The sequence below is a fragment of the Shewanella algicola genome, from assembly GCF_014648035.1.
GTDB classification, from domain to species: Bacteria; Pseudomonadota; Gammaproteobacteria; order Enterobacterales; family Shewanellaceae; genus Shewanella; species Shewanella algicola.
Genome location: NZ_BMQI01000005.1, coordinates 17,926 through 30,707, shown reverse-complemented (window position 1 = coordinate 30,707; position 12,782 = coordinate 17,926). Strand labels below are relative to the sequence as shown.

The 12,782-nt window shown below is 42.5% G+C and carries 12 protein-coding genes; 8 read left to right on the top strand and 4 right to left on the bottom strand.

Features of this window, described 5'->3' with window-relative positions:
* Window positions 1-42: 42 nt before the first annotated feature.
* The 8 genes from cmoA (at window position 43) to IEY42_RS03415 (ending at window position 8,931) form a co-directional block, all read left to right on the top strand.
* The gene (gene cmoA, locus IEY42_RS03450; protein WP_188923956.1) at window positions 43-774 is read left to right on the top strand and encodes a carboxy-S-adenosyl-L-methionine synthase CmoA; all 732 of its coding nucleotides are present in this window, start codon (window positions 43-45) and stop codon (window positions 772-774) included.
* Entirely contained in the window at window positions 771-1,763 is a 993-nt protein-coding gene (gene cmoB, locus IEY42_RS03445) for a tRNA 5-methoxyuridine(34)/uridine 5-oxyacetic acid(34) synthase CmoB (RefSeq protein WP_188923955.1), read from the top strand. The genes cmoA and cmoB overlap by 4 nt, the downstream gene beginning before the upstream one ends.
* Before the next feature lie 25 nt (window positions 1,764-1,788).
* A complete protein-coding gene (locus IEY42_RS03440; RefSeq protein WP_188923954.1) occupies window positions 1,789-2,562 on the top strand; it encodes an ATP-dependent zinc protease family protein in 774 nt (257 codons plus the stop codon).
* A gap of 8 nt (window positions 2,563-2,570) precedes the next feature.
* Entirely contained in the window at window positions 2,571-4,079 is a 1,509-nt protein-coding gene (locus IEY42_RS03435) for a UUP1 family membrane protein (RefSeq protein ID WP_188923953.1), read from the top strand.
* Window positions 4,079-5,035, top strand: coding sequence for an alpha-L-glutamate ligase-like protein (locus tag IEY42_RS03430; protein ID WP_188923952.1), 957 nt, complete (start codon window positions 4,079-4,081; stop codon window positions 5,033-5,035). Before IEY42_RS03435 ends, IEY42_RS03430 begins: the two co-directional genes overlap by 1 nt.
* On the top strand, window positions 4,998-6,764 hold the full coding sequence (locus IEY42_RS03425; RefSeq protein WP_188923951.1) for a hypothetical protein: 1,767 nt from the start codon (window positions 4,998-5,000) through the stop codon (window positions 6,762-6,764). The genes IEY42_RS03430 and IEY42_RS03425 overlap by 38 nt, the downstream gene beginning before the upstream one ends.
* On the top strand, window positions 6,742-7,872 hold the full coding sequence (locus IEY42_RS03420; protein WP_188923950.1) for a DUF3541 domain-containing protein: 1,131 nt from the start codon (window positions 6,742-6,744) through the stop codon (window positions 7,870-7,872). The genes IEY42_RS03425 and IEY42_RS03420 overlap by 23 nt, the downstream gene beginning before the upstream one ends.
* 162 nt (window positions 7,873-8,034) lie before the next feature.
* Window positions 8,035-8,931 carry a LysR family transcriptional regulator gene (locus IEY42_RS03415; RefSeq protein WP_188923949.1) on the top strand — a complete coding sequence of 299 codons (897 nt, stop codon included), beginning with the start codon at window positions 8,035-8,037 and terminating at the stop codon, window positions 8,929-8,931.
* A 70-nt stretch (window positions 8,932-9,001) separates the two neighbouring features.
* Here IEY42_RS03415 and IEY42_RS03410 read toward each other — a convergent pair whose 3' ends face one another.
* The 4 genes from IEY42_RS03410 to IEY42_RS03395 form a co-directional block, all read right to left on the bottom strand.
* On the bottom strand, window positions 9,002-10,435 hold the full coding sequence (locus IEY42_RS03410) for a putative metalloprotease CJM1_0395 family protein (protein WP_188923948.1): 1,434 nt from the start codon (window positions 10,433-10,435) through the stop codon (window positions 9,002-9,004).
* A 2-nt stretch (window positions 10,436-10,437) separates the two neighbouring features.
* A complete protein-coding gene (locus IEY42_RS03405) occupies window positions 10,438-10,722 on the bottom strand; it encodes a chemotaxis protein (RefSeq protein ID WP_188923947.1) in 285 nt (94 codons plus the stop codon).
* Window positions 10,723-10,894: 172 nt separating this feature from the next.
* On the bottom strand, window positions 10,895-12,013 hold the full coding sequence (thiH, locus tag IEY42_RS03400; protein ID WP_188923946.1) for a 2-iminoacetate synthase ThiH: 1,119 nt from the start codon (window positions 12,011-12,013) through the stop codon (window positions 10,895-10,897).
* Window positions 12,010-12,780 carry a thiazole synthase gene (locus tag IEY42_RS03395; protein WP_188923945.1) on the bottom strand — a complete coding sequence of 257 codons (771 nt, stop codon included), beginning with the start codon at window positions 12,778-12,780 and terminating at the stop codon, window positions 12,010-12,012. Before IEY42_RS03395 ends, thiH begins: the two co-directional genes overlap by 4 nt.
* Window positions 12,781-12,782 lie beyond the last annotated feature (2 nt).

Here is a 12,782-nt window from a genome sequence, read left to right as displayed (position 1 = left end):
ATTAGCTAAAATACATGCTGAATTTTTCCCACATTACAGCTCATGAACTCTCAACAAGATAAGATTTACGCACACGCCGCAGATCAAATAACGGATTTTCAATTTGATCAACGTGTTGCGGGCGTATTTAATGACATGATCCGTCGTTCTGTCCCAGGTTACGCGCAAATTATCAATACACTGGGTGATTTTGCTCACCGCTTTGTCACTCCCAACAGTAATGTTTATGACCTTGGCAGCTCTTTAGGTTCAGCAACATTAAGTATTCGACGTCAAATAGAAGGACGCGATTGCCAAATTTTTGCTATTGATAATAGTCAATCAATGATTGACCGCTGCAAAGAGAATTTGACGGCTTATGTTAGTGATACCCAAGTAAACTTATTGTGTGCCGATATAAGAGACATCAACATTGAGAACGCCTCAATGGTTGTACTTAATTTTACCTTACAATTTTTGCCGGTAAACGATCGTAATGCGTTAATTAAACGTATTTACGAAGGTTTGTTGCCTGGCGGTGTATTGGTCATTTCTGAAAAGCTTTTTTTTGAAGACACTCAAATTCAAACCCTATTAGATGAGCAGCATTTAGATTTTAAACGCGCCAATGGTTACAGTGAACTCGAAATCAGCCAAAAACGCAGTGCACTTGAAAACGTGATGCGTCCAGACAGCCTAACGATTCACCAACAACGTTTGAATGATAATGGTTTTTCACACTTCTCGGTGTGGTTCCAATGCTTTAATTTTGCATCTATGGTAGCGATTAAATGATAAGTTTTAGTTCTTTTTATAAAGACATTGCCGACTCTAACCTGCAACACTGGTTAGAAACATTACCTTCTATTTTAGGTCAATGGCAACGAGACCATAAACACGGCAACTTACCAAAATGGGAAAAGGTCCTCAATAAGTTCAATTACCCCCAACCCGATACTATAGAGTTGACTTCAAGTGTCGATATTGGCAGTGGTGATCAATTAACACCCGGTCAGGTAGAAAAGCTCACTAATTTGCTCGGCATGTTTCAACCCTGGCGTAAAGGCCCATTTACTGTCCATGGTATTGAAATTGATACCGAATGGCGCAGCGACTGGAAATGGGATAGAGTAAAAGGCCATATTTCTGCATTACAAAACCGCACTGTATTGGATGTGGGTTGTGGTAGTGGCTACCATATGTGGCGAATGTTAGGTGAAGGCGCTTCTCGCGTTGTGGGAGTTGACCCATCGCCATTATTCTTATGCCAGTTTGAAGCAATAAAACGACTCGCGGGCAATCAACACCCAATACATTTGTTGCCTTTAGGTATTCAAGAGTTACCCCCTCTTGATGCATTTGATACGGTTTTTTCGATGGGGGTGTTGTACCACCGTCGTTCACCGATAGACCATTTGCTGCAATTACGCGATCAACTGCGTATGGGCGGTGAGTTGGTGCTTGAAACCTTAGTGATAGATGGTGACGAAAACGCAGTGTTAGTGCCACAAGATCGTTACGGAAAAATGAACAATGTGTGGTTTATACCGTCTGTGGCCGCACTGATGTTATGGTTAAAAAAATGTGAGTTTACCGATATACGCTGTGTTGATATCGATACTACTTCACTTGCAGAGCAACGTAGTACAAACTGGATGAAAAATGAATCACTAGTCGATTATCTCGATCCAAATGATGCAACCTTAACGGTAGAAGGTTACCCCGCACCTAAACGGGCCATCATCATTGCTACCAAGAACCAACCGAATCACGATTTAGTTTAACGAATACTATTCAACAGGAATTGACATGTTAAAGCAGGTAATTGCTCTATCCATTGCGACGGCTTTATTAGTAGGTTGTACCACTACAGAAAAACCAACCACACCTCCGCTAACGAATGCTGACTTGAATAGCAGTTTGCTTAATACACAAACAGCAGTAATTGACGCGATAAATAGTAGCTGTATTGATCAGACTGCCGAAATTAGCGCATTATCGGCTGAAATGAGAAAATTAAAAAACCAAGTCAGCACTGCCATGGCTGAAAGACCTAAAACCATTGTAATGCCGCCTCCTCCAATGCCAAAACCTGTCGCCGTACCGGAGCAATGCCCAGAAGCGATGATAGGTGAAAAGTTTTTATTAGGCGAAGTGGAAAGTGTCTTTGTTGATGAAGTCAAAGCTATGTTTGCAACCCGTATTGATACCGGTGCAGAATCATCATCACTTGATGCACGTAATATTGTATTATTTGAACGTGACGGTGTGCAATGGGTGCGCTATGACGTGATGTCTAATGGCATTGATCAACCCGCAAACACCTTTGAAACAAAAGTCGTTAAATTTGTGAGAATTAAACAAGACGTCGACTCAGATGATGATCGTCGCCCTGTTATTCATGCACATTTAAAAATAGGTAAATATTCAGCCGAAACCGATTTAAACCTCGTAGACCGTAGTCACCTAGATTATCCGTTACTACTTGGCCGCAAGTTTATGAAAGATATTGCAATTGTTGATGTAGGCCAAATCTATATCCACGGTAAAGCAAAAAAACAAATCACAACCTTAAATAAGTAGGATCAGTAATGCATTCTCGTAAACCGTTTTACATTTTTGTTGCACTGCTCTTTATCATCGGCATCAGCACGAGTATTTATCGTGGGATTGAACACAATGTTCCCTTTCTACCGGGTGAGCAAGTTCAAAGCTGGGCTGTAGATGCAAAAGTGAGTTTTGTGGGCAGTAATCAACCTGCTGAAGTGAACTTTTCTTTACCTAATGACCCTGCATTTGACGTGCTTGTCGAAAACGCCACATCACCAGGTTACGGGTTAAGCATTTCAAACGATGTCTCAAACCGCCGGGCAATATGGTCAATTCGTGAAGCTTCTGGTCCACAAGCGTTATATTACCGCGTGACCTTAGTACCTACCGGTAAGCTTGATATCCAGGCTACTGGAACACCGATGGTACCTGAGCCATATTTGTGGCCAGCGACCGAAAAATCAGCAGCAGATCAAGTTATTGAAGATGTTTGGGGTCGTAGTGCGACTAATTTATCATTTGCACAGCAATTGATGAACCTTATCAACGACAGTGAACAAAGCCAGAATATGGCATTATTACTGTCGGCCAATACCTCAACAAACTTGTTTGTGCAAATGCTGCACTCTAAAGGTGTTCCAGCTCGTATCGTCAATGGTTTACAGCTAGAGGATCAACGTCGCCGCCAACAATTAACCTCGTATGTGCAGGTTTATAACAACGGCGAATGGGTATTATTTGATATACCAAACAACAAAAAAGGTCGTGATAACACCTTAGTATTATGGGAATACTCTGGCCATTCTGTATTAGATGTAATGGGCGGAATTAATTCTCAAGTCAATTTTTCAATGTTGCAAGATACCCGTTCAGCATTGGCCACCTCAATTGACATGATGATGAATGACGATGCATTAGACTTCTCGCTTTATCAATTACCGCTTGAAGAGCAAAGTTTGTTTAAAGGTATTTTGCTGATCCCTATTGGGGTTTTAGTGGTGGTATTTTTGCGCGTCATCGTCGGCATTAAAACCTCTGGTACCTTTATGCCTGTGTTAATCGCCTTAGCCTTTATTCAAACAACCTTGCTGACTGGCTTAATTGGTTTCTTGTTAATCGTGGCATTTGGCTTAATGATCCGTTCCTATCTGTCCACCCTTAATCTACTGCTCATATCCCGAATATCCGCGGTCATTATTGTGGTGATATTTATCATTGGTTTATTCACGCTGATTTCATTCAAGTTAGGCTTAAGTGAAGGATTAACCATTACATTCTTCCCGATGATCATTCTTGCCTGGACCATCGAGCGTATGTCTATCCTGTGGGAAGAAGAAGGCCCTAAAAAGGTATTCGTTTCAGGCGGTGGCAGTTTATTTGTCGCCACCCTTGCCTACTTAGCAATGGATAACCAATTAGTACAACATTGGGTGTTTAACTTTTTAGGTATTCACTTAGTGATTTTGGCGCTGGTATTAGTGATGGGTCAATACACAGGCTATCGCCTAACTGAGTTAAAGCGCTTTAAACCATTGGTTGGAGATAAATAATGAAGTACGCCTGGCCTTGGGAATTGAGCCGTAGCGGTGTACTGAATATGAACAGGCGCAATATTAGCTATATTGGTCGTTATAATCAGCGTAAATTTTATAAACGCGTTGATGATAAGTTGATCACTAAGCAGCTTGCACTTGCTAATAACATTGCGGTTCCTGACCTGATTGGTGTTGTCCACGAACAACATAAAATTCAAGAAATTCCAGCCATGGTCAGTGACCGTACTGGTTTTGTTATCAAGCCAGCCAAAGGTTCTGGCGGTAAAGGTATCATGGTGATCACTAAAGTGAACAATGGCTGTTATTACAAGCCAAATGGTCATGAAGTCACTCAGAATGAAATTTACCGACATGTATCGAACATACTCAGTGGATTATTTTCTCTGGGGGGCAAGCCTGACGTAGCGATTGTTGAAGGGTTAATTGAGTTCGACCCAGTATTTGAAGGCTTCAGCTATGAAGGCGTTCCAGACATTCGCTTAATTGTATTTAAGGGCTTCCCTGTCATGGGGATGTTGCGTTTATCAACGGCGGCGTCTGACGGTAAAGCCAACTTGCACCAGGGTGCTGTGGGCGTAGGTCTAGACATTGCTACCGGTAAAAGTTTACATGCGGTGCAGTTTGACTTGCCAGTTGATAAACACCCAGACACTCATTTTCCATTGAATAATATGACAGTGCCACATTGGGAAACCTTATTACATACAGCATCTAGTGCGTATGAGATGTGTGAACTGGGATACCTTGGAACCGACATGGTATTGGACAAAAACAAAGGACCATTATTGCTTGAATTGAACGCCCGCCCAGGGTTAACCATTCAAATAGCTAACGGTAGAGGCATTTTACCTCGACTCAAACACGTTGAAGCTATGAAAGGCCCTGCGATGTCAGTTGAAGAACGTGTGGCTTATGCTAAAAAGCATTTCTCTAGTAATCCTAAGTTTTAGTTTGTTTGCCACAGCAAATGCTGTGGCAAATCCGTTGGCACTGTTTGTAGAGCAGTGCCTTCAATATCAACCAAAACTCACGCCTTTGTCGCAGAATGCTAGCTTATCTCCTGCTCACCAAGCTGTTGAGTTTGAAAAAAACACGCTCGCATTAAACAACATCAATGATCGGATACAATACTACCGTCCTTTTGCCACTGACAGCCTAAGTAAACAAGGCTTACTGTGGTGTCAATTGCACCTTGCTGATGAGCTATATATGCTCACTCAAGCAACACAAACCCTAGCACTTATCGATGTATTACAGACCGAACCAGCTCCTTACAAACAATTAAGTGAACGGCTGTTAACCGTCAAACAAAACCAATGGGATATCGAGCAAAAATCCAAACTGCATAGTGCTCAGGCTTCGGTAAACCAAGCATTGTCACAGCGTCAGTTACAAATGCAATTCAATGATGAACAATGTGTATTGCCGCAAGCCACACCGCAAACAGATACAAACAATATCGATATTCACATTGCTCAATACCTAATTAAGCAAAGTAATGAAAACTGCCGTAAACAAGCTTGGTTTGCTTATCAAACGCGTGCCAAACATAAAATAAAATCTGCGATTTCCTATATTCAGCAATTACAGCAACAACGAGCATTAACCCTAGGTTACCAAAATACTGCTGAATATGTATTGGCAACACATGGACTTAATGCTGACTTACTTTCTCAGTTTTTAAACGACCAAACCGAACAACTTGATATTGCCCCTTGGAATATTGCGCGCGCCCTATCGCAAACAGCAAAACCAGAAGCAATAGAGGCGGTTTCTGCCCAAGCCTATTTACTGCAATTACTCAGTAAACTTGCCCCACTTGGGCTACGTTTTGAACTGCTAGCAGACAAGACTACAGCGGAACAACAAACTAATAAACAATCAGCCGATGACGCGCCTACCATTAATATTATTCGACTTTGGCATAAACAAAGGTTACTTGGAGAACTGTATACATATCCACTTGCACAAGATGCATTGTCTAAGAGGATCAATGCCCAGCTGATAAAACAATCGGTTATCGGCCATCAGTTTGGCCAATATTCAATCACATACCCTAAAACCTTAAATAGCCAAAAACAACAACAAAAATTGATTGAAGCGTTAAGCCAGGCCATCGTCTCGCTAGCACAAGGCAGTCAATATTACTTACTTGCCAATAAGACCCAAAACCGTCAACAGCATGCCATAGCCAACTTGTGGTTAAGTCATTTTTTACGCTCCACTCAACACTTTGCACCTATGTCTACTCGTGAACAATTAGCATTGCAATATCAAACGCAAATGCATGCCTTTAGAGCAAAAGTGGCGTTAAGTTTTTACCAATTTACAGGCGAAATTGATGATGCAGAATGGCTAAATCTGAATGCTAGATTATCTGCCGAATTTGCCAACAGTTTTGGTCAACCTTGGCCGCAGGCAACAGATGTAATATATAGTTATCAAGCTATTGCTAATCAAGGGATTAGCGATTATCTTCCATTGTGGCAACAGGCATTAATGCAACTGATTACCCAACAAGGCAATGACCGACTGTCAAACCTAGCAGTTTTTGATTTGTTAGTGATTAATGAAGCCTATTTACCCATACACGATCAACTTGAGCAGCTTATTGGCGCGCCAATTGACCCACATTCACTTATTTGGAGATTTAAACATGCTGGAACGTTGCAAGAGTAAAACACTCTCGTACTTATTTTTATCAGCTAGTTTATTAAGTAGTGTGGCGCTGGCAAAACAGCCAACAGAAGACATTGCTCATCAGTTAACCGCTGAACAAGTTTACCAGGGTATCAAAACCACATTAGAAACTAACCTGTATTCACTGCCACCTCGGGTTCAAGGGCACTATGCCATCCGTCAATATCGTATGACAGGTGAAAACAAGTACGCCAACGGCTCGTTAATTGACTTACTCACCATTGCAGAGCGCCAAGCTTACTATGCATGTAATTTAGACAGGCCCGGTTTTATCAAAACAGAATCGCAAATTGAAGTGAATAAACTCAAACCTGGGATCCGTGGTGATGCACGCAAATTAGCCATCGCGCCCTACCCTGAGTTTATGTTGTACAGCAACGTATTATTGCGTTATGCCAGCCGTATTGATGAGTTTGGTTTTACCGGACCGTGCCATGATTTATTGATCACTACGTTAAAGAAGGCTGATTTAACCCCAGCGTTAACAGACAAGCAGATGATCAAAGCGTGGGCGGCACAATTAATTAACTATGTGTTTTGGGCTAAGCAAATTGGCGTGGGCGACTATTATGACGTCTATAAAGAAGCTTTTATAGCGACTTACCCAAATGATCAAGACGCTCAACTGAGCAAAAGCCAATACAAAAATAAAATATATGGCATGACACATTTTATTTTTGCTGCCAGTGAATACTACCAGTATCCTGTTGACCCCAAAGAATACCAATGGATTTTGGATTATTTTGAAAAAAACATCGATCGTATTTTAACTGACACCACAGAAGACATTATTACCGAAGTGGGCATTGGCTTTTTAATTACAGGCAACCCAAACAACCCTGTTGTAAACAAGGTAAAACAACATGTCATCGCAGCGTACGACCCGAAAGTGAACATGATCCCATCACCACATGGCGATGCAATCTTATCTTCGGGAGAGCACAGAAACGTACTGGCGATGATGCTATTAGATTGGCCTGAAACCTTACATCAAGGGCCCTACCTTAATAATATTTCAAGCACCAAAAAACATTTGCCCAAGTTAGTGACACCCAAACCGACACAAGGTAAATCAATAACGCACTAAAATAATCTTGTTCTCATAAGCGATGATTGGTCACTACAGTTATTGGCTTATCCACATTGGTGAACCGTATTAGTCACAGTGACTGAGCAAAGGCAAATGCACTGCATTTGCCTTTTTTATATGCCAAAATAAGCATTTTAAACATTAGATTTGGAACTAAGCATGAGCCGAGCAAAATCAACGTTAGAACAATGGCGTATAGTGCAAGCGGTGGTTGATTTTGGCGGTTACGCCCAAGCCGCTGAAAAGCTCAGTAAGAGCCAATCTTCACTTAATCATGCAGTGGCTAAATTACAGCATCAACTTGGCATTAATTTACTTGAAGTGAAAGGTCGTAAAGCATATTTAACCGAACAAGGTGAAGTCTTATTACGTCGATCTCGTCACTTAACCCAATCCGTGGATGAACTAGAGCAACTTGCCAGTAATTTAGGTCAAGGATGGGAGCCCAACTTAACCATTGCCCGTGAACTTATCTACCCAATGGAAACGCTGGTACAAGCTCTTAAAGCATTTTTGCCGCAAAGTCGTGGCACACGAGTTACTATTATTGATTCGGTGATCACCGGAACCCATGAGTTAATTAATAACAAACAAGCCGATATCGCTATTTGTACCACCCCTCCTAAAGGCCATATAAGCGAGCCGCTCTGTGAAGCCAAATTTGAACTAGTGTGTCATCCCGATCATCCGCTTGCACAAGTAGGTTACATAGAGGATGACAAGCAATTGGCTCAACACTTGCAAATTGTGATTAAAGATACAGCAACCAATACAGCAAACGATATTGGCTGGCTAAAAGCAGAGCAACGATGGACAGTGTCTAATTTTTACGAAGCAAAAACCATTTTAGCCAGTAATATTGGCTTTTGTTGGATCCCCAACTTTGTTGTACAACAAGAACTAGCCAGCAAACAATTAATCCGCCTACGTTTACGTGGCAGCTCACAGCGAAAAATCATCATGAACTTACTGGTTCCTGATCGGGATAATCAAGGACCGGCATCTAAGCTATTAGAGAGTTTGATTTTACAGCAACACAATGAAAGTAAAATCTAGGTTTATAGTGACTAGATCATAGCGCTATTAACATGAGATAACATGGATGTAATGATGAGAACTAAAAAACCTAGACGTAGAAAGCAATGTTAGTGTAAGAAGTGTGCTGATCATTGACGGCTATCGTATTTTGATAACTACTATGCTGGCGAGCCTTATTAGACTGCGCAGCTAATTCAGAATGACGAGTGTCCGATAAATCTGTTTGTGAAGGACTTACAACATCTGCTTGAGCATTGGCCGTAAGGGTTGACTGCGACGAGGTCACTTGAGTTAACTCAATTGCCGTTTCATTGGTTATATTGCTGGTAAGGTTATCTATTACACTTGACGTTTCAGTGGTTTTATTCATGAACGGGGCTAAAGGGTCCACCGCATCGGGGTCGGCAAAAACATCACCTAGTTCGATTATTTTTTGGCTTTCTTCCGAAGTCATGACCGACTGCTGACGCTCGACAACTAATGCTTGTTTGGCTTCGCTAATATTTTGTAACGCCTGCGCCGCGACCCTAATATCTGCCATTGATGGCTGAACGGGTGCCATTGCCGCAGCATAAACTTTTTGCATTTTATTTAATGTCGCTTGTGGATCGCCTGCAATCGTTGACACATCAATACTGACTTCACCATCAACAGCATATCGACGACCATCTGGCCCCTTTTCATATTCGTAAGTTGGACTTTGTGCCAAACTCCCCCCCACCGCGGCATGGGCTTGTTCGTGGGTTTTAACCTCAACATCACGCTTAGCAAGCTCTGCTATCTGTGCAGCTTCTGCGAGTTCTATTTGTTGCTGCTTTTGTTCAATCTGTTTATTGATTTCTTGCTGTTGTGCATGTTGTTCAGCAACGTCATCTTCACCTTGCGTGATGGTATCTGCTGATGAAGTTTGTGAATTTGATGTTGTCACAACAGTATCAGTTTGAGCTTGCGAGGTGGCATTGGCTTTATCTGCCGTTGCTGGATTATCGGTTTCAGCGGCAAAGATATTAACCGGTGTTTGAACGGTATTACTGGCTGTGTGAGTTTGCTGTGTAAGGCTGGATGGATAAGGCACGGTCTGGGTATTAACATTGCTTGCTTGAGCGTTCGAGCTAACAGACCTTGCTGTTTCAGGCTCTGTTGACGCACTTGAAATGGGTTGCTGTAATACTGCAGCAACTGTTTTAGGGCCACTTTTAAGACTGTAACTCGCGCTCAATGGTTGTACTACTTCACGGTTTATTGATGGCGGTAACGCTGTAGCGGCTGCATTGGTATGGGTAGCTGCTTTTGCTGTGGCATCATGATGAGTTGATGAAGATAACACCGCAGAAACTGATGAGTGACTAGATTGAGCAGATGAAGTTTGAACGCTTGTTGATACCGATGCTGTAGATAAAGTGGCAGTAGATAAAGAGGCTGTAGATTGTGTGAGGGCAGCGGAAGAATGCTTGCTTGTATCAAGCTTATAGGGAGCGACACTCGCTCCCCCCACCGAAACAGCACTCATGGCTGAAGACATATTTACACTTCGATATCAATCAAGCTACCGACGGTTTCTGAAGCAGCTTCAATGACTTTAGTTGAAGCTTGAGCTTGATTAACCGACTGCGTAGCATCAATGAGTGCTGAAGTTTGATCGCTTTGACTTACCGCTTGTGAGCTCAATGTAACCGTATCTTGAGTTGACGCTGATACTGCTGGTTTTTGCTGATCAGGTGTGGCAACTGCGGTGGTAGCTTGCGCTAAACCTTGTTGTGCACTTTGCAATCCCTGCATTCCTGATGCATACGCTGATTGAACTTGCATATTTTTGCTCCTGATAGCGTTTATAAACTTGATATTGATATTTGAGGCTAGCACTTTAACTACGAGCGTTAAATTAACGCTCTATCTACGCACTCTCCTAGCCAAAATGACAATTTAGTATGGCTTAAATCGACATAAATGTACAGTTTTTAGGCGCTGCGCGACGCTGATATTAGTCACTTATCCAACCCATCTCCCAATCTTTCCATAAAGGGTTGAAGCCACGATGTTTTAGTTGTGTCACAACTTGCTCGACCGAGCGCTCATCGCTAATGTCAAATTGGTCTAACTCACTGCTTGGGTTTTGATAACCGCCAGGTTGGGTTGAACTCCCCGCGCTTAAATGAGTGATCCCCAAGGGCAGTAAATTATCGCGCAAACTGGGAGATTCACGGGTCGACAAACTGATTTCTAACTGGGGATTAAATAATCTAAAGGCACAAATCAATTGCACAAGACCCGCATCCGTCAAAGTCACTTTTGGGATTATCCCGCCAGTACAAGGCCGTAAACGGGGTAAAGAAATGCTGTAACGAGTGCGCCAGTAAGTGTTTTCTAAATAGGCTAAATGGTGGCCCATTAATAACGCATCTACTCGCCAATCATCTAAACCTAATAATACCCCTAAACCTATTTTATCAACCCCTGCTTGTGCCACTCTATCGGGTGTGGTTAGCCGATAAGCGAAGTCTTGCTTATTGCCTCGAGTGTGGTGTTTTGCATAAGTCTGCGGATGGTATGTTTCTTGATATATCATCACAGCATCAAGCCCTAATTGTCTTAAACGCTGATACTCAGATATGTTAAGCGGTTGCACCTCCATCGCAACCTGACTGAATGCCGCTTTGACTTGAGGCAACATTGACTCAAAATATTTCATGCCGACTTTGGTTTCATGTTCACCAGAAACCAGCAATACCGAATTAAAGCCACGTTGTTTGATAATGGCGATTTCTTGCTCAAGTTCTAATGATGACAAGGTTTTACGCTTAAGTTTATTTCTCATGCTAAAACCACAATAATCACACTCATTAGCACATAAGTTAGACAAATAAAGGGGTAAATATAAGCCGATATTGGCGCCAAAACGTTGTCGCGTTATAGCTGCAGCTTGTTGAGCCATGGGTTCTAAATATGCCATCGCAGCTGGCGATAATAATGTCATTAAGCTGTTTAAGTTAGCGGTAGGATTTTGTAACGCCCACTCGACATCACTGGCAGTACAGCTTTTCATTGTTAATGACATATCACTTATTGATATCTGCTTAAATTGCTCAGCAAACGTGGTCATAGTCCACCGCCTAAAAATCCGGTTAATGGGCTGGTTGCATAAGCCTGTCGATTAATCTGTCCAAGCCCAGCTTCATAGGCTAACCTTCCGGTTTCAACGGCTTGAGCAAAGCATCGTGCCATTTTGATAGGCTCGGCGCTACTGGCAATGGCAGTATTAACCAATACGGCATCGGCCCCCATCTCCATGGCCCGACAGGCTTGAGAAGGTGCCCCAATACCTGCATCGATAATCACAGGCACCGTTGCTTGCTCAATAATAATCTTTAAAAAAGCTTCACTGGCCAGGCCTTGATTACTACCAATGGGGCTGCCTAATGGCATCACTGCGGCACAACCTACCTCTGCTAAGCGTCTACATAACACGGGGTCGGCGTGTACATAAGGCAGTACAATAAACCCTTGCTCGCACAGTTGCTTAGCAGCCAATAAGGTTTCAACAGGATCGGGCATCAGATATTTAGGATCCGGGTGTATTTCTAATTTAATCCAGTTTGTGGCTAACATTTCACGGCCAAGATGTGCGGCAAATATTGCCTCTTTGGCGTTGCGAGCCCCTGCAGTATTAGGCAATAACTGAACGCCCATTGATTGCAGTGGCGCTAATAAATCATCATGTTTACTGTGTAAATTGATGCGCTTCATTGCCAAGGTCACCAGCTGTGATTGAGACGCAGCGATGGCTGCCAGCATGGTTTGCTGATCGCTAAACTTACCGGTACCGGTGAACAGGCGAGAACTAAATTGATGGTTGGCTATCGTCAACATGG